Origin of the sequence: Pseudomonas asiatica, assembly GCF_040214835.1 — a bacterium.
Taxonomy (GTDB): domain Bacteria; phylum Pseudomonadota; class Gammaproteobacteria; order Pseudomonadales; family Pseudomonadaceae; genus Aquipseudomonas; species Aquipseudomonas putida_Z.
On the sequence record NZ_CP157874.1, the window covers coordinates 2,275,285 to 2,293,883 of the forward strand.

At 64.4% G+C, this 18,599-nt stretch carries 18 protein-coding genes; 9 read left to right on the plus strand and 9 right to left on the minus strand.

The annotated features are described in order from the left end of the window. Positions 1-221 precede the first annotated feature (221 nt). Positions 222-1,127, plus strand: a complete 906-nt coding sequence (locus tag ABNP31_RS10240) for a LysR family transcriptional regulator (RefSeq protein ID WP_025338637.1) — start codon at positions 222-224, stop codon at positions 1,125-1,127. A gap of 38 nt (positions 1,128-1,165) precedes the next feature. On the opposite strand, the gene ABNP31_RS10245 is transcribed toward ABNP31_RS10240, so the two are convergent. Beyond that, on the minus strand, positions 1,166-1,639 hold the full coding sequence (locus tag ABNP31_RS10245; protein WP_025338638.1) for a YMGG-like glycine zipper-containing protein: 474 nt from the start codon (positions 1,637-1,639) through the stop codon (positions 1,166-1,168). Between the two features lie 151 nt (positions 1,640-1,790). Here ABNP31_RS10245 and ABNP31_RS10250 point away from each other — a divergent pair, with 151 nt between their 5' ends. The 5 genes from ABNP31_RS10250 (at position 1,791) to ABNP31_RS10270 (ending at position 6,873) form a co-directional block, all read left to right on the plus strand. After that, positions 1,791-2,387, plus strand: a complete 597-nt coding sequence (locus ABNP31_RS10250; protein WP_025338639.1) for a paraquat-inducible protein A — start codon at positions 1,791-1,793, stop codon at positions 2,385-2,387. Beyond that, positions 2,384-3,028 (plus strand): paraquat-inducible protein A, encoded by a 645-nt coding sequence (locus ABNP31_RS10255; RefSeq protein WP_085592668.1) that lies wholly within the window; start codon positions 2,384-2,386, stop codon positions 3,026-3,028. The genes ABNP31_RS10250 and ABNP31_RS10255 overlap by 4 nt, the downstream gene beginning before the upstream one ends. Further along, entirely contained in the window at positions 3,012-4,652 is a 1,641-nt protein-coding gene (locus tag ABNP31_RS10260; protein WP_350013276.1) for an intermembrane transport protein PqiB, read from the plus strand. Before ABNP31_RS10255 ends, ABNP31_RS10260 begins: the two co-directional genes overlap by 17 nt. 11 nt (positions 4,653-4,663) lie before the next feature. Further along, positions 4,664-5,200, plus strand: coding sequence for a PqiC family protein (locus ABNP31_RS10265; protein WP_350013277.1), 537 nt, complete (start codon positions 4,664-4,666; stop codon positions 5,198-5,200). A gap of 287 nt (positions 5,201-5,487) precedes the next feature. After that, the gene (locus ABNP31_RS10270; protein ID WP_085618504.1) at positions 5,488-6,873 is read left to right on the plus strand and encodes an amino acid permease; all 1,386 of its coding nucleotides are present in this window, start codon (positions 5,488-5,490) and stop codon (positions 6,871-6,873) included. 140 nt (positions 6,874-7,013) lie between these two features. Here the strand turns inward: ABNP31_RS10270 and ABNP31_RS10275 are convergent, their stop codons facing one another. Further along, a complete protein-coding gene (locus ABNP31_RS10275) occupies positions 7,014-8,465 on the minus strand; it encodes a PucR family transcriptional regulator (protein WP_350013278.1) in 1,452 nt (483 codons plus the stop codon). Positions 8,466-8,666: 201 nt separating this feature from the next. Continuing rightward, positions 8,667-10,430 (minus strand): phosphoethanolamine transferase CptA, encoded by a 1,764-nt coding sequence (locus tag ABNP31_RS10280; RefSeq protein WP_085663286.1) that lies wholly within the window; start codon positions 10,428-10,430, stop codon positions 8,667-8,669. A gap of 153 nt (positions 10,431-10,583) precedes the next feature. On the opposite strand from ABNP31_RS10280, the gene ABNP31_RS10285 reads away from it, so the two are divergent. Then, entirely contained in the window at positions 10,584-10,730 is a 147-nt protein-coding gene (locus ABNP31_RS10285; RefSeq protein WP_023662626.1) for a DUF2986 domain-containing protein, read from the plus strand. A gap of 153 nt (positions 10,731-10,883) precedes the next feature. Here ABNP31_RS10285 and ABNP31_RS10290 read toward each other — a convergent pair whose 3' ends face one another. Beyond that, complete coding sequence (locus ABNP31_RS10290; RefSeq protein WP_075044839.1) at positions 10,884-11,252, minus strand: hypothetical protein; 369 nt, start codon at positions 11,250-11,252, stop codon at positions 10,884-10,886. Between the two features lie 345 nt (positions 11,253-11,597). Here ABNP31_RS10290 and ABNP31_RS10295 point away from each other — a divergent pair, with 345 nt between their 5' ends. After that, positions 11,598-12,530, plus strand: coding sequence for a GntR family transcriptional regulator (locus ABNP31_RS10295; protein WP_075044840.1), 933 nt, complete (start codon positions 11,598-11,600; stop codon positions 12,528-12,530). A gap of 123 nt (positions 12,531-12,653) precedes the next feature. Here the strand turns inward: ABNP31_RS10295 and ABNP31_RS10300 are convergent, their stop codons facing one another. The 4 genes from ABNP31_RS10300 to ABNP31_RS10315 all read right to left on the minus strand — a co-directional run bounded on the left by ABNP31_RS10300 (position 12,654) and on the right by ABNP31_RS10315 (position 16,920). Next, positions 12,654-13,694, minus strand: coding sequence for an AbrB family transcriptional regulator (locus ABNP31_RS10300; protein WP_085663287.1), 1,041 nt, complete (start codon positions 13,692-13,694; stop codon positions 12,654-12,656). Positions 13,695-13,837: 143 nt separating this feature from the next. Continuing rightward, positions 13,838-14,473, minus strand: coding sequence for a 3-oxo-tetronate 4-phosphate decarboxylase (gene otnC, locus ABNP31_RS10305; RefSeq protein WP_085663288.1), 636 nt, complete (start codon positions 14,471-14,473; stop codon positions 13,838-13,840). Further along, positions 14,470-15,741: a 3-oxo-tetronate kinase gene (gene otnK, locus ABNP31_RS10310; protein WP_085663289.1), complete on the minus strand. Its 1,272-nt coding sequence runs from the start codon at positions 15,739-15,741 to the stop codon at positions 14,470-14,472. Before otnK ends, otnC begins: the two co-directional genes overlap by 4 nt. A gap of 108 nt (positions 15,742-15,849) precedes the next feature. Next, positions 15,850-16,920, minus strand: coding sequence for an isocitrate/isopropylmalate dehydrogenase family protein (locus ABNP31_RS10315; protein ID WP_085663290.1), 1,071 nt, complete (start codon positions 16,918-16,920; stop codon positions 15,850-15,852). A 248-nt stretch (positions 16,921-17,168) separates the two neighbouring features. On the opposite strand from ABNP31_RS10315, the gene rraA reads away from it, so the two are divergent. Continuing rightward, a complete protein-coding gene (gene rraA, locus ABNP31_RS10320) occupies positions 17,169-17,645 on the plus strand; it encodes a ribonuclease E activity regulator RraA (RefSeq protein ID WP_350013279.1) in 477 nt (158 codons plus the stop codon). On the opposite strand, the gene ABNP31_RS10325 is transcribed toward rraA, so the two are convergent. Beyond that, the gene (locus ABNP31_RS10325) at positions 17,642-18,580 is read right to left on the minus strand and encodes a GntR family transcriptional regulator (protein ID WP_075044845.1); all 939 of its coding nucleotides are present in this window, start codon (positions 18,578-18,580) and stop codon (positions 17,642-17,644) included. The two genes, rraA and ABNP31_RS10325, sit on opposite strands and share 4 nt — an antisense overlap. Positions 18,581-18,599: the final 19 nt, after the last annotated feature.

Genomic DNA, 18,599 nt, shown 5'->3' on the forward strand with positions numbered 1-18,599 from the left:
TTGACCAGCGGGCTGCCAGGCTCCTGTGGGCTTTAGCCGCGAACACCGGCGAAGCCCGTGCCATGCGCCGCGTCGGATTCTTCGCGGCTAAAGTCCCCCTACAAAAAACCTGCTCAAGCCATAGGTAAATCCTTCATCACCCGGCCCCCACCCAGCCGCTGCCAAGGGTAAAGTGACAGGCATGATCCCAGCGCGCCCAGACCGGCGTCAGAGAGGTGCCCGTGGCGGCCTACACATTGCGACAACTCAAGTACTTCGTCACTACCGTCGAGGCCGGCAGCGTGGCCGAGGCTTCACGCCAGCTGTACATCGCCCAGCCTTCCATCTCCACGGCCATCAAGAGCCTGGAGGAAAGCTTCGGCGTGCAGCTGTTCATCCGTCACCACGCCCAGGGTGTGTCACTGACGCCCAGCGGCAAGCGCTTCTATGCCAAGACCAAGTCGCTGCTGCAGATGGCCCACGAATTCGAACAGAACGCCCTGGCCGACAACGACACCGTGGCCGGGCAAATCGACATCGGCTGCTTCGAAACCGTGGCACCGCTGTACCTGCCGCGCCTGATCGCCGGCTTTCGCCAGCGTTACCCGGGGGTGGATATCCGCCTGCGCGACGGCGAGCAGCAGGACCTGATCCAGGGCCTGACCGCCGGTACCTTCGACCTGGCGTTCCTCTACGACCATGACCTGGACGGCACCATCGAGGCCGAGCCGCTGATGCCGCCGCAGAAACCCTATGTGCTGCTGCCCGAGAACCACCGCTTCGCCGGGCAGGCCCAGGTGTCGCTGCGTGACCTGTGCCCGGAGCCGATGATCCTGCTGGACGTGGCCCCCAGCCGTACCTACTTCGTCAGCCTTTTCAACGAAATGGGCCTCACGCCCAACATCGTCTTCAGCTCGCCGTCGATCGAGATGGTGCGCGGCATGGTCGGGCAGGGCTTCGGTTTTTCGCTGCTGGTGACGCGGCCGCACTCGGAGTACACCTACGACGGGCAACGCCTGGCCATGCTGGATATCGCCGAGCCAGTGGCGCTGTCAGGGCTGGCGGCGGCCTGGTTGAAGCGGGTGCAGCTGACCAAGCCGGCGCAGTTGTTCGTGGAGTTCTGCCGGGAGCAGCTGGCGAAGTTCTGATACGGGCACGCCGTGCAGGAGCATGGCGTGCCCGTTGGTCAGGGGTTGACCTGATAGCCGCGCCCTTGCAGGCACCCGGCATAGGCACTGGCATGAGCCTGGGCTTTCGCTTCGTCCTGGCCGCGCCGGTCCTGACGGCGGTCCTGACGCTGGCGCATGCCACCGACCGCAGCACCGGCGGCGGCCACTTCGCCGGCGCGGTTCTGCCGGTATTGCTCTTTGGCATCGTCACCGACCCGGTCATACAGCTCGTCGTGCTGGTTGCCGCGCACCTGCGCGCCTGCCGCACCGGCAACCGCGCCGGCCGCGGCACCGCGTACCCGGCCACCGACATGGGGGTCGCTGGAGGTCGCGGCACTGTTCGCGGCATTGGTCGCGACGGTATTGCAATCATTGATATCCAGTTGCATCTGCTGGCTGCTCTGGCCCTTGAGCGGCACCACCGACTGCGCCTGGGTTGCCGATGCCGCGCACAGCAGCACCAGCAGGCAACTCCACGTCATCGTACGCATGGCAAACCTCCAGCGGGTGGGGATCCCGTTTCACAGAATAGTTCGCCTTTGCTGCCGATGATGGCAGTTTTGCCGGGATGGTCTAAACCGGATATCAAGCGTGGTTCGCCTGCGTATCACGGCGTGAATCCGGGCTACCTGTGGAAACCCCATGAGCCAGACCCAGCACCTGATCATCTGTGAGTACTGTGACACGGTGTACCACCGTGCGCCGCTGCTCAAGCACCAGCGCGCCGTTTGCCAGCGCTGTGGCGGCGTGCTGTACCGGCACACCTCGCTGACCGTGCAGCAGCGGCTTGCCCTGAGCGTGACGGGTGGCATCCTGCTGGTGTTCGCCAATTTCTACCCGGTGATGACCATCGGCATGCAGGGGCTCACCCATTCCGCGACATTATGGGACTCGGTGCAGATCCTCAGCCACGGCAGTATCACCTTCATCGCCCTGGTCATGGCCTTGTCGATCATCTTTGCGCCGGTGCTGCAGATTACCCTGTTGTGCTGGCTATTGAGTTTCGCCCTGGCCGGCCAGCGCGCCCCCGGCTTTGCCCTGTGCATGCGCAGCCTGGAGAGCCTGCGGCCGTGGAGCATGCTGGAGGTGTGCCTGCTGGGGGCGATGGTGGCGGTGATCAAGCTGGCGGGGTTGCTCGATGTGATACCCGGCATCGGCCTGCTGGCCCTGGCCGCACTGAGCATGCTGATCATCCATATTGCCGGCAAGGACATCCGCGACCTTTGGGAGCAGGTATGAATACCCCGGCCAACGCCGACGACCTGGGCCTGTGCCTGTGCCATGGCTGCGGCCAGGCCTGCGAACTGGGCAGCGGCAAGCACACCTGCGAGCGCTGTGGTGCCGCCATCCACCGGCGCAAGGCCAATGCCATCAGCCGCGGCTGGGCGTTTCTGCTGGCGGCGCTGGTTTTCTACATCCCCGCCAACCTGCTGCCGGTGATGCACACCGAAATGCTCGGCAGTGGCAGCGCAAGCACCATTGGCGGTGGTGTGCTGGAGTTCTGGGAGGCAGGGGCCTGGGACATCGCACTGATCATCTTCATTGCCAGCGTGGGCGTGCCGGCCATCAAGTTCTTTTCGCTCGGCCTGTTGCTGTTCACCGCCCAGCGCGGCTCTACCTGGGCTTGCCGACAGCGCTCGCAGCTGTACCGTTTCGTCGAGCTGATCGGCTACTGGTCGATGCTCGATGTGATGGTGGTGGCGCTGGTGGCGGCGCTGGTGCAGCTGCGCGGGCTGGGCACCATCGAGCCGCGGGTGGGCATCCTGTTTTTCGGCATGGTGGTGGTACTGACCATGTTTTCTGCGATGAGCTTCGATCCACGCCTGATCTGGGATAGCCGTGCCAACGAGGGAGGCCGCATTGATGGTGCAACAGACTGACAAGCGCGAGGGCGCGGGGCAGGTTGAAGTGCACACCCGGCGCTGGAGTGTGTCGCTGGTATGGATCGTGCCGATACTGGCGATCCTGATCGGCGCTTCGCTGGTGGTGCGCAACTGGATGCAGCAGGGCCCGGTCATCGCCATTTCCTTCCACACCGGGGAAGGGCTGGTGGCGCACAAGACCCAGGTCAAGTACCGCAGCGTGGTGATCGGCGAAGTCACTACGGTGGACCTGGCCGACGACAAGAAGAGCGTGGTCGCCAAGGTCCAGCTGTCCAACGACGCCCGCGCGTTCGCCACCCAGGGGGCGCGCTTCTGGGTGGTGCGGCCACGCATTGGCGTGGGCGGCGTGTCCGGTGTGGACACGCTGCTGTCGGGCAGTTTCATCGGGGCGGATTCCGGCGCATCGAAAGTGCCGGAGAAGTCCTTTGTCGGCCTGGAGCTGCCACCGCCGATCACCTACGACGAAAAGGGCAAGCGCTTTGTGCTCACCGCCAGTGACCTGGGGTCGCTGGATATTGGCTCGTCGATCTACTACCGCAAGATCCCGGTGGGCGAGGTGGTGTCCTTTGCCCTGCAGGGCGATGGCAAGGGCGTGGAGATCGGCGTGTTCGTGCAGGCCCCCTACGACAGCTTCGTCACCGCCGATACCCGCTTCTGGAACGCCAGTGGCGTCGACATGCAGATCGGTGCCAACGGCCTGAAGATCGATACCGAATCACTGTCGTCGATCCTAGTGGGCGGGCTGGCCTTTGGCTCGCCCGACTTCGCCCCGCAAGCCGAGCCCGCTGCCGACCAGGCGCGCTTCCAGCTGTTTGCCGACCGTGACGCCGCCCTGGCACCGCCCAGTGGCCAGGCGCAGTACCTGCAATTGCGCTTCGACCAGGCCATGCGCGGCCTGTCGGTGGGAGCGCCGGTGGAGTTCAAGGGGGTGGAGTTTGGCCGGGTCACTTCGGTCAAGCTCGACTACGATGCCACCCGGCAGACCTTCCCGGTGGTGGTCGATGCGGTGATCTACCCGCAGCGGTTGGGGCCGGTGCACCGCAAGATGCTGTCCGTGTTCAAGCATGCCGAAGGCGACATGGACGGCGCGCGCCGGCTGATCGGCACCTTCGTCGAGCACGGGCTGCGGGCCCAGGCGCGCAGCGGCAACCTGATCACCGGGCAGATGTTCATTTCCCTGGACTTCTACCCCGATGCCCCCAAGGTGGCTTTCGACAAGACCGCAGACCCTATCACCATCCCCACCTTGCCCGGCAGCCTGGAGCAGTTGCAGGAACAGCTGCAACGGGTGGTGGAGCGCATCAGCAAACTGCCGCTGGAGAGCATCGCCAACAACCTGGACGGCAGCCTGCGAGAGTTGCGCGCCAGCCTCAAGCAGTTCAATGGCCAGACGCTGCCGGACGTGAAGGTGGCGCTGGACGAAGTGCACAAGACCCTGCGCACCGCCAATTCGGCCATTTCCGAAGACTCGCCGCAGCGCGAGCGGATGGGCGAAACCCTGGACGAACTGGAGCGCATGTCGCGTTCGCTGCGTGACCTTGCCGATTACCTGGGCCGGCACCCCGAGTCGCTGATACGCGGCCGGCCGAAAGCGGCCGCTGCCGCCGACCTTGAACCCTGAGGAGACAGCCGATGCATCGACTGCGCAATGTGTGTGGCGCTGGCCTGCTGGCCGTGCTGTGGGGCTGCAGCAGTACCCCGAACAACTATCACACGCTGGTACCGAGCGAACCGGTGCGCGACGGTGGCCAGCGCATCCAGGTGGCGAGGGTGGCCGTGCCGCCGCAGGTGGACCGCCCGCAGTTGGTGGTGCGGCAAGGGCAGAGCGGCCTGGCCATCCTCGAGACGGAGTGGTGGGGGGCCGACCTGGTGGATGAGTTCCGCAGCGCCTTGCAGGACCAGTTGGGCGGGCCGGTGGGTGGCGGCAAGGCGTTGCTGCGGGTGGACGTGCAGCGCTTCGATAGCGTGCCGGGGCGCTATGCATCGCTGGAGGCGGTATGGCGCCTGACGCGCCCGGGTGCGGCCGAACTGACCTGCCGTACCTCGCTGCAGACGCCCGCGGACAACAGCATCGCCAGCCTGGTCAATGCCCACCAGGCCAACCTGCGCAAACTGGCCGAGGCGGTGCGGGGGAGTGCCCGGCAGGGCAGCTGTTCTACATCTGCCTGAGCATCTCGCCGACCGTTGTAGGAGCGGCCTTGTGTCGCGAAAGGGCCGCAAAGCGGCCCCAGCAATTGTTGCTGTAACGCTGAAAGCCGGGGGCCGCTTCGCGGCCCTATCGCGACACAAGGCCGCTCCTACACAGAGCGCGCTTCTGCGAATTTCCCGAATTTCCTTCATACATTTGTACAGGCCAGCGCCTGCGCACCTGTTTTTTTGCGATAGGCCATGCGCTGGCCCCTGCATACCCTTGCGAAGCGGCAATGTTGATTACTAATAATAAAAGGAGACAACCAATGCCGATTCAGTCGGAGCATGACCCGCGTCTCAAGCGTGCCCTCAAGACCCGGCACATCAGCATGCTGGCCCTGGGCGGTGTGATCGGGGCCGGTCTGTTCGTAGGGTCCAGCGCGGTTATCGCATCAACCGGCCCGGGTGCCTTCATCACCTATGCCATCACCGGCCTGATCGTCGCGCTGGTGATGCGCATGCTCGGCGAAATGGCCGCCGCGCACCCGGCCAAAGGTTCGTTCGTCGACTACGCCCGGTTGGCCTTCGGGCGCCCGGCCGGGTACATGACCGGTTGGCTGTACTGGTACTTCTGGGTGATCGTGGTCGGCTTCGAGGCCGTGGTCGGCGGGCAGATCATCAATGCCTGGCTGCCCGATATCCCGGTGTGGGCCATTGCCCTGGGCCTGATGGTCGGCATGACCTTGCTCAACCTGATGTCGGTGCACTCGTTTGGCGAGGCCGAATACTGGTTCGCCGGCATCAAGGTCGCGGCCATCGTGGTGTTTCTGGTCGTGGCCGGGTTGTACGTGTTCAACCTGTGGCCTGGCTCCAGCGCCAGTTTTGCCAACCTCACCCAGCATGGCGGCTTCCTTCCCCATGGGGTAGGTGCGTTGTTCACCGGGGTGGTGGTGGTGATCTTCTCCATGACCGGTGTGGAAGTCGCCACCCTGGCAGCGGCCGAATCGGAAGACCCGTCGCGCAACATCCGCAAGGCAGTGAACACGGTGATGCTGCGCATCCTGGTGTTCTTCGTGCTGGCGACGTTCTTCATCGTGGTGGCACAGCCATGGACCTCGATCACCCCCGGCAAGTCGCCGTTCGTGACCACCCTGGAGCATATCGGCATTCCCGGCGCAGGCGACATGCTCACCGTGGTCATCCTGGTGGCGGTACTGTCGGTACTCAATGCCGGGCTGTATACCTCGTCGCGGTTGCTCTATGTGCTGGCCTCCAACGGTGAGGCGCCACGCTGGGTGGCCAAGGTCAGCGGCAATGGCGTACCCGTACGCGGGGTGATTGCCTCGACCTTGGTGGGCTATGGCTGCGTGGTGATTGCGGCGCTTTGGCCGGATACCGTGTTCCAGTTCCTGATCAACTCGTCCGGCACGGTGTTCCTGTTCGTCTACCTGGTGATCTGCCTGTCGCAGCTCAGGCTGCGGCGCAAATGGGTGGCGGAAGGTACGCTGAAGTTCGCCATGTGGGGGCATCCGTGGTTGCCGTTGCTGGTGACCGGGTCGATCGTGGCGGTGCTGGTGAGCATGGCCTTCGACCCGAGCATGCGGGTGAGCCTGGGGCAATGCGTGGTTGCGATTGTGGTGATTGCGGTTTCGTATGCGATGGTGCGGGGGCCGCGGGGGCAGCAGCCTGGTGCAGAGGTTGGGTTGAACTGAGGTGTATCTGGGGCCGCTTTGCGGCCCATCGCGACACAAGGCCGCTCCTACAAGGGGATCGCACCAGGTCGGACCTGTATGCGATCTCCTTGTAGGAGCGGCCTTGTGTCGCGACAGGGGCGCAAAGCGCCCCCAAGGGCCTAGACCAGATGCTCGAACAGGTCGGTATTCTTCCCCGCCTGAATCGCAATCCAGAACCGCGCAATCCCGCCGGTAGTGGTCGGCTTGATCCCGGTAAGCTGCTCCACCAGTTTCAGCCGGTACACCAGCGTCTGCCGGTGAATCCCCAAATCATACGCCGTGGCCTTCCAGTTGCCGTCGTTGTGCAGAAAGGTGACCAACGTCTGCAGCAGCGCCGCACCCTGGGTGCGGTCATGCTCGATCAGCGGCCCCAGGTAACGCCCCACCAGCGCCCGCGCCTCGGCCAGTGACTTGGGCGCCATGATCAGGCCGGTTTCCGCCTCGCCATAACGCAGCTGCTGCGCGCCACTTTCCTCGGCCTGGGTCAGCGCCAGGCGGGCTTGGCGCACGCTCTCGCGAAAGCCGGTGGCCGCCGCGATCGGCCCGCTGATACCAATTACCGTACCCTCGCCGAGGTTGTGGCACAGCGCCGTCAGGCTTGGCGCGTCGTCACGGCTGATCGCCAGCAGCAGGCCTTTGTCGTCGAGCAGTAGTGGCGTGGAGTGATGCAGGGCAGGGGCCTGGTGGATGTCGGCGCTGCTCCACGGGCCGTGGCTGCCCGGCCTGATCGCCAGGCTCACCAAGGTGCCGACCAGGCCACGACGCTCCAGCATCGGCCGCGCCAGGCTGAACTCCGTCTCGCTGTCGAGCAGGCTGCGCAACAGCGCTGCGCCTTCTTCGCGCTGCTGGTCGCGGTGGATCATCAGGCGTTCCAGTTCCACCCCCAGCAAGCCGACCAGCGAGCGCACCAGGATGGCGTCATCCTGCGTGCGGGTGCCTTTGCGCGCCATCAGCAGGTTGGCGCGGGCGCGGCCGCCGATCGGGATGCGTTCCACCCGCTCGGCAGCCTGCGCGGCCCGGCGGGTTTCGACCACGGTGGTGCCGCTGGGGGCATCCTCGATGGCCAGGTCGAGGCCGAGGGTGTCGGCCAGGATCGCCAGGCGCCCAGCCATGTCGGGGGCTTTGCGCAAGGCGTCGGCGTAGGTCTGGAACAGCCGCTCGCTGGCGTTGAAACGCTCGCGCTGGGCCTGCAGCACGCTCTCGATCACGTAGTGCGACAGCTTGACGAACTCCAGTTCGAAGCTGCCATGCAGCACCGGGAACAACAGGCGGTCGGCGGCGGCCAGCAGTTCGCCGGACAGCGCCGGCGCATCGGCCCGCGGCGCCACCACCAGGGCACTGGGGTTGCTCTGCACCAGTTGCTCCAGCCAGCTCACCTGGTCTGCCTGGGCGCTGGGCAGGCCGACGCCGGTGGTCATCACCAGGTCGCCTGGCGATACCCAGCGCCAGGGGTCTGGCAAGTCGACGGTGTGGGCCCAGGTGATCAGCCTGCCGGTGCCGGCCGCGCCAGCCACGGCCTGCAACTTGAGCAGTTCGATATCGATCAGGTCCTGCACCGTGAGCATGGGCATCTCTCATTCCAAAGATGCGCCAAGCATGGCGTTTTACGCTGGGGCGGTAAACCTTTGTTCGCGGTGCAGGGCCAGTGGGGCTGCTTTGCAGCCCATCGCGACACAAGGCCGCTCCCACAGGACAGTGCGCATCCTTGTGGGAGCGGCCTTGTGTCGCGAAAGGGGCGCAAAGCGCCCCCGGCAATCCCTACCGCGCAACACTCAGTTCAGGTTCTTGCCACTACTGGCCGTCTCCCGCACCCGCTCGGCCTTGTCCAGCGGCAGGTGGTCGAACTCGCGCAGACCATCCTTGCGGTACGGGTCGCCAATCCAGCGTGGTGCCACCACGAACTGCGGGCTCACCAGGCTCTTGGCCGGTTCGTAACGGTCATAGCTCAGCCCGGCCAGGTCGGACAGGGTATGGATCAGGTGCGAGCTGCTGTAGGGGCGGTCGGCCATCGCCTGCAGGTCGCGCGGGTGCTCGGCCTGCCAGCTGGGCGAAGTCCACAGCAAGAACGGGATGGTGTACATCGGCCGGGTCGGCGCGCCTTCGTTGCGCCCCAGGCGGTCGTGGTTGCCAGAGCTGTACACATCTTCGCCATGGTCGGACAGGTACAGCAGGAAGCCATTGGAGGTACTGGCCGAGTAACGCTTGATCAGGCTCGACACCACGTAGTCGTTGTAGCGCACCGCGTTGTCGTAGAAGTTGTAGGTTTCCACCTGGTCATCGGTCAGCTTGCCGGGCACCCCCTGGCGGTCTTTGAAGTGCGCGTAGTCGTTCGGGTAGCGGTAGCGATAGTCCATGTGCGTACCCAGCAGGTGCACGATGATGAACTTGTTCGGCGCCGGGTCCTGCAGGGCCTTCTCGAACGGCGTCAGCACCACGTCGTCGTACTGGCTGGCATTCTGGTTGCGCTGGTTGTTCAGGTACACCGGCGCGTCCGTCTGCTGCGAGAAGGTGGTCAGCATGGTGTTGCGCTTGGTCATGGTCTGCTGGTTGGTGATCCAGAAGGTCTTGTAGCCGGCCTGTTTCATCAGGTTGATCAGCGACGGGTCGGTGAGGAAGCGGTCCGGGTTCTGCTCGTCGCCGAAGGTGAGGATCTGCTGCATCACTTCGATGGTGTACGGGCGTGGCGACACCACGTTGCGGAACACCGTCAGGCTCTTGTCGCTGGCGGCCAGCGCATCGAGGTTGGGCGTGGTGTCGCGGTTGTAGCCGTACAGGTGCATGTGCTCGCGGGTGGTGGATTCGCCCAGCACCAGCACCAGCGTGCGCGGCGCTGCACCGCTGCTGTCACGCAGGTTTTGCAGGGGCGGCAGCGCGGCGTTCTTGGCCAGCAGCTCCTGCATGTTGTCCAGCTGCTGGCGGTACTGGCGGTAGCCGACCAGCAGTTGCCAGGGCACGGCGGGTTCCATGCGCTGCTGCACCTTTTCCGCCGCGTCGGCGAAGCTGCGTTCCTGGGTGACCATCTGCTTGTAGAACGGGTACACCAGGTTGGCCAGCAGCAACAGGGCGACCACCGGCAGGCGGCTGCGCAGCGGCAGGCTGACCGGGCGTACGCGCTTCCACAGCAGCACCGCCACCAGCGTGTACAGCAGCAGTGCCAGGCCCAGCCAGGCGCTGAAGTACTGGCTGAAGTACTCACCGGCCTCGGCGGTGTTGGACTCGAACATCACGAAGATGACGCTTTGCGAGAACTCCTGGCGATAGATGCCGAAGTAGCTCAGGCCCACCAGCGAAGCAGCCCACAACACCAGGCCGATGACCGCTGCCGTGGCGCGAGTGAAGCGCGGCAGCAGCAGTACCGGGGCCAGCCACAGGCTGCTGAGGAAGAATGCATCGCGAAAACCGGCGAACCCGGTGGTACCACTGAACAGCAGCAACGCCTGGGTCACGCCCGAGAAGTACCAGAAGAACAGCAAAAGCCAGCCCAGGCCGGCCCAGTCCACGCGTTTGGGCGAGGAGGGGGATGGAGTGTGTGACACGTATGCCTCGTCGTACTTGGCGGCCAGCGGATGTGCCCGTGGCCGGAAAGGGCGTGACGCTAATCTGCCGAGCGTGAAAATAACGTCAACGAGACGCTGGCCCAGGCAAGGTATGATGTGTTCAGCCAAACCGGACTGACAGGTCGAGTGAGAATGAACCGTCGCAAGAAGATCAAGCAGCTACTGCAGGCGCATGCCAAGAAGGCCAGCGCCAAGCTGGCGCCGCGCAAGCCCAAGTACATTTGCAAGGCCGACCGTTTGAAGATGGAGGCCGAGGCGGCGGGGGATACCCCCACCTGACTGGCGCGGACCTTGTAGGAGCGGCCTTGTGTCGCGATCGGGCCGCAGAGCGGCCCCACGATTTCAGCATTGAAGCAGATATCGCCGGGGCCGCTCTGCGGCCCGATCGCGACACAAGGCCGCTCCTACAGGGGGCGCGTTGGCTGCTTGCGATCAACGGCGATAGTAGCGGTGGTCATCATTGTAGCGGTGGTGCATGGCCCGCTCATGGCGGTGCTCCCAGTCGCGGCGCCGTTCCCAGTCGCGTCGGCGTTCCCAGTCCCGCCGGCGCTCCCAATCACGGCGGGCCTGCTCGCGGCGCCACTGTTCGCGGCGCCAGTCGCTGCGGTGGTCATGCCAGCGGTCGTCATCGTGGGCCAGCAGTGTGGCTGGCTGTTCATCGGCCACACTGGCCACCCTGGACCAGGGGTTGCCGGCAGGCTGCAACGGTGATTGAACCACCGGGGCTGCCACTACGGGCGCCTTCATTTGTGTTGCCGATGCCGTGCCCATCGCCGCGAACGAGAACAGGCCGAGCAGCATCAACCTTGCGACATGTATTTTCATGAGCGAAGCCAACCTCTGATAACAATTGAGCCATCTGGCCAGCAGGTGGTCGGCGAAGCTTGTCTCGCGTTCCGCTACCTTTCTGTGCCTCCCACATAGACCGGTAAACGGGAAAAAGTTCGCAGCGGCAACAAGTTGTAGAACTTCTGTGGCTCAAAACAGATAGTCGGTTGCGAGCAAGCTGAATTCGCGGTGCCGAATGATGCCGCTGACCAGGGCCAGATCATGGCGCAGCTCTCAGGAGCTCTCGTTGGCTATGCTCGCGTATACTGTGGCGCAGATCCGGTAGCGCAAACACCCTCCTTTGATTGGTTCAGGTACATGGCATCGAGCACCCTCGTCCAGAGAATCGTTTCTGAAATCCGGCAAAAGATTCAGCTGGGCGAACTGGCCCCTGGCGCGCACCTCAGTGCGCAGAAGGTGGCCGACAGCTTCCACGTGTCGCGCTCGCCCGCGCGAGAGGCGCTGACCACGCTCGCCGGGCAGAAACTGCTGGAGCAGATTCCCAACCGTGGCTTTTTCGTGCTGGAGATGCCGGGAGGTATGGTGCCGGGCAGTGATGAAGTCACCTCGCTGGAAGAGCCGCCCGAGTACTACCGGCTTTCCGAAGACTGGCTCAACGACGCCATCCCGGCGGAGGTAACCGAAAAGTACCTGCGTGACCGCTACGGCCTGACCAAATTCCAGGTCACCGACATACTCAACCGGGCGGCCAAGGTCGGCTGGGCGGAACCCAAGGCAGGCTACGGCTGGCGCTTTCTCGACGTGGCCAAAACCCCGGAAACCCTCGAGCAGATCTACCGAGTGCGTGCGCTGATCGAGCCAGCGGCGCTGTTGGAAAGCAGCTTCATCGGCGACCTCGAGGTGTTGCGGCGGTTGAAGAAAGAGCAGAGCGACCTGCTGGCCGGTGGCATCGATACCTTGCCTGCAGACATGCTGCTGAAGTCGGGCATTCGTTTTCATGAGGAGTTGATCAAGCTGTCGGGCAACCCACTGTATCTGATGATCCTCAGGCAGTTGAACAACATGCGCCGGTTGATCGAGTACCGCTCGATGATCGACCGCAAGCGGCTTTATACCCAGTGTGCCGAGCACCTGCGCATGGTCGAACTGGTGGAGGAAGGGGATAACCTGGAGGCGGCGCACCTGATGAAACGCCACCTCAGTGGTTCGTTTGCGCGCAAGTCGCCGATCCTGGAGCTGCGCAGGGCGGCGCAGGGGCAACTTGTGCCGAACGTTGTTGTGGAAATCTGAACCTTGGGGCCGCTTTGCGACACAAGGCCATTCCCACAGGTACAGCGCTGTATTTGGGACCTGCGCGGTATCTGTGGGAGCGGCCTTGCGTCGCGATAGGGCTGCGAAGCAGCCCCGGCACTCTCAAGGCTCAACCGCTGCCCGTCGCCCCAACCACACCTTCAACAGCGGTTCCGCACACAACATCACCAACACCAGCCGCATGATCTGCATCGCCGTCACCATTCCCGCCCCAAGGTTCAACGCCTCCGCCGTCAGGTACATCTCGGTGGTACTTCCCGGCATCATCCCCAACGCCAGCGACAACAACCGGCTACCCGACAACCAGGCAAAGCCCCAGGCGAACAGGAAGGTGCAGCCAATCATCGCCAGGGTGAACGCCACCACCTTGCCCAGATACAGGGGGGAGCGTCGGAAGAAGCCGCGGTCAAAAAAGCTGCCCAGCGCACAACCGATCATCAACTGGCCGTAATGGCTCAACTCCACCGGTAGCGCCATGCGCAGATCGAAGCATGCCGTCAGCGCCGCACACAAGGTCATCGGCCCGAACATCCACGGGTTCGGCAGCCCCAGACGCTTCCATGACAAAGCCACCAGCACCCCACCGGCCAGCATCGGCCCCAGCCACTGCCAGTCGGCCGGCAAGCGTGGCTGCGAGGTGCCGGGGGCCGCGTGCATCAGCAGGAGCATCGCCGGTGGCACGCTGAGCACGATCAGCACCAGGCGAATGCTGTGTGCTGCGGCGATCTGGCTGACGTTTGCCCGATAGCGCATACCCAGTTGGATCATCTCGGCGAAGTTGGCCGGCATGAAGGCGAAGTAGGCGGTGGTCAGGTCCATGCCGCGGCGGTGGATGAAAGCGATGCCAACCAAAGCCAGCAGCAGGGTGACGAAGGCGGCGGCCAGCATCAGCAGGAAATGCCTCGCAAGTTCGTGCACCACCGGCTGAGTGAAGTGCAGGCCGATGGAGGTTGCGATCAGCCATTGGCCGGACTTGCGGCCGTTGGGGATTTCGGCAATGGCCCAGCCGCTGCAGCGGATGATGATCACGGCAAGCATCGAGCCGATGATCCACGGTAGGGGCCAGTGGGCGGCGCTGGCGAGTAGTGCGCCGGCGGTGCCTGTCAGCGGGGTGGCCCACCAGGTTTTCAAGGTATTGAGCATGGGGTCTCCTGGTGTTTGTTGGGGGGCTGCTTTGCAGCCCATCACGACACAAGGTCGCTCCTGCGGGAAAACGCGGGTCCCCTGAAGCAGCCTTGTGTCGCGATGAGGCGCAAAGCGCCCCCATGATTCGCCGACGCAACGCGTCACTTGACGGAATACTGCCGCCGCAACTCAGCCACCTGCTCCGGCGTCAAGGTGCGGAACTTGTGCTGGAAAATCAGCAGAAACAGCTGCGCAGTTGCCTCCAGCTCTTCCGTGGCATCCACCGCCGCATTCAGGTCGCTGCCCGCCACCACCGGCCCGTGGTGGGCCAGCAGCATGGCGTGGTGCTTGCCCGAAAACGCCCGCACCGCCTCGGCCAGTGCCGGGTCGCCAGGTGCGTAGTAAGGCACCAGCGGCAGCTTGCCGACGCGCATGGCGTAGTAGGCGGTGATGGCCGGCAGCAGGTCGTCCGGGTCCAGCCCGTCCAGCACAGATACCGCCACCGAGTGCGTCGAGTGCAGGTGCACCACTGCGCCACTGGTGGGCCGCTCCTGGTACATGGCCAGGTGCAGCATCAGCTCCTTGGACGGCTTGTCGCCGCTGACATGGCGACCCTCCCAGTCGAGCTTGGTCAGCCGTGCCGGGTCCAGCCGGCCCAGGCTGGACCCGGTGGGGGTGAGCAGCCAGCCATCGTCCAGGCGCACGCTGATATTGCCGGTGCCGCCGTGGGTCAGGCCGCGGTCGTACATCGACTTGCCCAGCAGCACGATCTCTTCCCGTTGCTTGCTTTCGTTCATGGTGCCAGCTCCAGTGCCTGGGTGAAGAAGTCGGGGCCACCGAAGTTGCCCGACTTCAATGCCAACGCCACGGGCACCTGGCCCAGTCCGAGGGTCCAGGGCACGCCAGGGGCTATCGATGGGCCGATGCGCAGCGCCTTGACGCCCAGGGCCTTGACCACCGCTCCGGAGGTTTCGCCACCGGCGACCACGAAGGTGCGCACGCCCAGTTCCTGCAGGCCGAGGGCGATCTGCGCCAGGGCGCGCTCGACAATTTCCCCGGCGGCCTCAACGCCCAGCCGGGCCTGCACGGCCTTGACCGCGTCCGGCTGTGCGCTGGCATAAACCAGCACAGGGCCTTGGGCCAGCAGTGGCTGGGCCCAGTCCAGCGCTTCAGTCACCAGGTCATGGCCTTCGGCCAGGCGCAGCGGGTCGATGGCGAAGCTGGGTTTGCCGCTGTCGTGCCAATGCGCGACCTGACCATTGGTGGCTACCGAGCAACTGCCAGATAGCACGGCAGCCAGCCCATCGACCGGGGGCAGGTCTGCCGCACAGGCGGTATCGGCCAGCAGGCCGGCGCGCTTGTAGTTGTCCGGCAGGCCCAGGGCAACGCCCGACCCACCTGTGATCAGCCGTTGTTCGCTGGCGGCTTCGCCAATGACCGTCAGATCGGCGTTGCTGATGGCATCGACGATGGCATATCCGAAGCCACCCGCTTGGGCATCGGCCAAAGCCAGGCGCACGGCTGCGGCACCTTGGCTGACAGTGGCATGGCGGACCAGGCCGACTTTGCGCGGCGTTTGCTGTTGCAGCACGCGCACCAGGTTGGAATCGGCCATCGGCGTGAGCGGGTGGTGGCGCATGCCGGATTCGTTCAGCAACGTGTCGCCGACGAACAGGTGGCCATTGAACAGGGTGCGTTGGTTTTCCGGGAAGGCCGGGCAGGCCAGGGCAAATGGCGTGTCCAGTGCGTCGAGCAAGGCATCGGCCACCGGGCCGATGTTGCCTTGCGCCGTGGAGTCGAAGGTGGAGCAGTATTTGAAGAAGTACTGCCGGCAACCGGTGGCCTTGAGCCAGGCCAGAGCCGTCAGGGATTGTTCGACTGCCTGTTCGGCGGGCAGCGTGCGGGTTTTCAGGGCGATGACGATGGCATCGACATCGGCGTCGATCGGTCCGACGGGTACGTCGATCACTTGCAGGGTGCGCATGCCGCCACGCACCAGCATGCTGGCGAGGTCGGTGCCGCCGGTGAAGTCGTCTGCGATGCAGCCCAGAATCGGTTGGCTCATGGCCAGTTCCTCCAGCCCGGCACCGAATGCGCAGGGCTCGGAACACAGGCCTGTGTGGGGGTAGGGAAGGGCGCTTGGCGGCACGCACGGGCGTGCCGCCAACTTGGGTCAACCGGCGATGGCTTCGGCCACGGCCTCGCCAAAGGCGCGGCAGCCCAGTTGGCCACCGAGGTCGGCAGTGCGCTTGGCCGGGTCTTCCAGCACAGCGTCCACGGCCTGTTCCATGGCCTTGCCGGCTTCGAACAGCGCCGGCTTGCCATGGTGCTCGCCCATCCACTGCAACAGCATGGCCACCGACAAGATCATCGACACCGGGTTGGCCTTGTCCTGGCCGGCGATATCGGGCGCCGAACCATGCTGGGCCTGGGCGCAGCAATGGATGTCGCTGGCCATCATCGAACCGGCCAGGCCCAGGCTACCGGACAGCTCGCTGGCCAGGTCGCTGATGATGTCGCCGTAGAAGTTGGTCGCCACCAGCACATCGAAGCGCTCCGGGCTGCGCACCAGGTGGGCCGTGGAAGCATCCACCAGCAGGTCGTCCAGTTGCACTTCGGGGAAGTCCTTGGCCACGTTGCGCACGCATTCCAGGAATAACCCGTCGGTCATGTGGAAGCTGTTGGCCTTGTGGATCGCGGTGACCTTGCGCTTGCGCTTCATCGCCAGTTCGAAGGCGCGGCGGGTGATGCGCTCGCAGCAGTGCCGGGTGATCTTGCGGGTTGACAGGGCCATGTCGGGCGAGGGCATCACTTCACCCCAGCCACGGCTCATGTTGCGGTCCGGGTAGAAGCCTTCGGTGGCCTCGCGCATGATCACCAGGTCCATGTGCTTGCCCGGCTTCATGTTGGATTCCAGGAAGCTGCGGGTACGCGCCGGGCGTACGTTGGCGTACAGGTCCAGGCCGATGCGGAAGCCCGCCGAAACGTTGCGACCGCCTTTCTCCGGGGCCGGGTAGTCGGCATGGGACTGGGTGCCGAGGATGATGCCGTCGTAGGTCTTGGCCTTCTCCAGCACTTCGTCGCGCAGGGTGGTGCCGTACTTTTCCAGGCTGGCGAAGCCGACGTCGTCGTAATCGAACGACAGGCCCAGGTCGAACTTGCGGTTGGCAGCGTGCAGTGCCGCCATCGACGACTCCACGATCTCGGGGCCGATACCGTCGCAGGGAAGAACCAGAATTCGCATCACACTCTCCTAACCATTTTTATTCGGGCGTTCTATTGAGGATCAAGGCGCTTCATCGACGTCGCTCGATAGTGTACGTCGTGATTACGAAATACATTAAAGGCCAGCCGACAAGCGGGTTTTCGGTGCCATTGGTTGTGCATCTTGGGTTGGCGTTATTCGCTCGACTTTGCATTTTATTGCATGCAAAACCAATTCATGCAACATTTGTTTCGGCTACGGAGCTACTGAACAAAGGAGAGCGCAACATGATCAAGACCACGGACCTGTGCGACGAACTGGGCGAGCGGGCGCGGGTGCTGGCGCCGGTATTCGTCGACTTGGGCGGCAAGCGCGACTTCCAGGGGCGGGCGGTGACGGTGAAGTGCTTCGAGGACAATTCACGGGTCAAGGAGCTGAGCACTCAGCCAGGGCAGGGCAAGGTATTGGTGATAGATGGTGGTGGCAGCGAGCGTTGCGCGCTGTTCGGCGACCACATTGCCGAAGACCTGGCGCGCAACGGCTGGGCAGGTGTGCTGGTGTACGGCCATGTGCGCGACAAGGCCGTGCTGCAGGGGCTGCCTCTGGCGATCAAGGCCTTGGGCGTGACCCCGCGCAAGTCGGTCAAGCGCAACGAAGGGCAGGTGGGCCTGAGCGTGACGTTCGCCGGGCAGACCATCGCCGCCAGTGACTGGCTGTATGGCGACGATGATGGTGTGGTTGTGCTCGACGCGCCGTGCGCCTAACCCAGGTCGGCGACCGCCAGCGCCTGTTTCAAGTCCCGGGCTTCCTGGGCTTCGCGGGCGGCCTTGAGGCGGCTGACCACGTCGAGGTGCTGGCGCAGAAAGGCCGCTGCCTCTTCGCGCCGGCCTTGTTCAATCAGGTCGAGCAGCTGGATGTGTTCCTTGCACTGGCTGATCAGCCGAGGGCGGTCGACGTTGGACTGGTAGGCCATGAACCGGCGCAGCTGGTTTTGCCGGCGGATCGCTTCAAGGAAGAAGGTGTTGCCCGAGCAGCGCACGATCAGTTCGTGCAGTTGCGAGCCGATCTGGAACAGTTGCGAGCGGGACAGGGTGAAGATATCGCCATCGAGCAGTTCCTGCTGGATGCGCCGCGCCTTGGCGAAGGCAGCGCTGTCGACCTTGTAGGTGGGCTCCAGCAGCGCTGCCGGCTCGATAGCCATGCGGAAGCGGTAGCTCTGTATATGCGCTTCGGAGTCATGCAGGAAGCTGTTGATGCTCCAGCCCTGGCCCGGGTTGCGTTCGATCATGCCTTCGTTGGCCAGGCGATTGAGCACCTTGAGCAACTGGCCGCGTGGTACGTCGTACTTGCGCAGCAACTCGGCCTCGAAGAACGAGGTGCTGATCTCGCCGGCCAGTACATCGTCGACCACGCGCAGGTAGAAGTCTTCGAAGGTGTCGACGTCCAGCGGCAACTTGCGTACGTCGATGTCGCGGGCATCGCGGGTGAGAAAGTAGCCGCGGTTCGGCTCCTTTACTGCCAGGCCGAGGTCTTCGAGCAAGGCAAAGCCGCGGCGCACCGGCGAGCGCGATACACCCAGTTCCTTGGCGAAGGCTTCTTCGCGCAGCGGGTCGCCAGCGCGCATGGAGCGGGCTCGGGCCATGTCGAGGATTTTCGGTGCGAGTTGGCCGGCGAGGTCCGTTTTTATCTTGGAGGTCATGTCCTGGCGCTTCGAGCAA

Excerpts from the sequence above, each read along its gene's own strand:
- ABNP31_RS10245 (WP_025338638.1), bottom strand. The coding sequence starts at position 1,639 with ATGCGTACGATGACGTGGAGTTGCCTGCTGGTGCTGCTGTGCGCGGCA.
- ABNP31_RS10250 (WP_025338639.1), top strand. The coding sequence starts at position 1,791 with ATGAGCCAGACCCAGCACCTGATCATCTGTGAGTACTGTGACACGGTG.
- ABNP31_RS10255 (WP_085592668.1), top strand. The coding sequence starts at position 2,384 with ATGAATACCCCGGCCAACGCCGACGACCTGGGCCTGTGCCTGTGCCAT.
- ABNP31_RS10260 (WP_350013276.1), top strand. The coding sequence starts at position 3,012 with ATGGTGCAACAGACTGACAAGCGCGAGGGCGCGGGGCAGGTTGAAGTG.
- ABNP31_RS10265 (WP_350013277.1), top strand. The coding sequence starts at position 4,664 with ATGCATCGACTGCGCAATGTGTGTGGCGCTGGCCTGCTGGCCGTGCTG.
- ABNP31_RS10270 (WP_085618504.1), top strand. The coding sequence starts at position 5,488 with ATGCCGATTCAGTCGGAGCATGACCCGCGTCTCAAGCGTGCCCTCAAG.
- ABNP31_RS10275 (WP_350013278.1), bottom strand. The coding sequence starts at position 8,465 with ATGCCCATGCTCACGGTGCAGGACCTGATCGATATCGAACTGCTCAAG.
- ABNP31_RS10285 (WP_023662626.1), top strand. The coding sequence starts at position 10,584 with ATGAACCGTCGCAAGAAGATCAAGCAGCTACTGCAGGCGCATGCCAAG.
- ABNP31_RS10290 (WP_075044839.1), bottom strand. The coding sequence starts at position 11,252 with ATGCTGCTCGGCCTGTTCTCGTTCGCGGCGATGGGCACGGCATCGGCA.
- ABNP31_RS10295 (WP_075044840.1), top strand. The coding sequence starts at position 11,598 with ATGGCATCGAGCACCCTCGTCCAGAGAATCGTTTCTGAAATCCGGCAA.
- ABNP31_RS10300 (WP_085663287.1), bottom strand. The coding sequence starts at position 13,694 with ATGCTCAATACCTTGAAAACCTGGTGGGCCACCCCGCTGACAGGCACC.
- otnC (WP_085663288.1), bottom strand. The coding sequence starts at position 14,473 with ATGAACGAAAGCAAGCAACGGGAAGAGATCGTGCTGCTGGGCAAGTCG.
- otnK (WP_085663289.1), bottom strand. The coding sequence starts at position 15,741 with ATGAGCCAACCGATTCTGGGCTGCATCGCAGACGACTTCACCGGCGGC.
- ABNP31_RS10315 (WP_085663290.1), bottom strand. The coding sequence starts at position 16,920 with ATGCGAATTCTGGTTCTTCCCTGCGACGGTATCGGCCCCGAGATCGTG.
- rraA (WP_350013279.1), top strand. The coding sequence starts at position 17,169 with ATGATCAAGACCACGGACCTGTGCGACGAACTGGGCGAGCGGGCGCGG.
- ABNP31_RS10325 (WP_075044845.1), bottom strand. The coding sequence starts at position 18,580 with ATGACCTCCAAGATAAAAACGGACCTCGCCGGCCAACTCGCACCGAAA.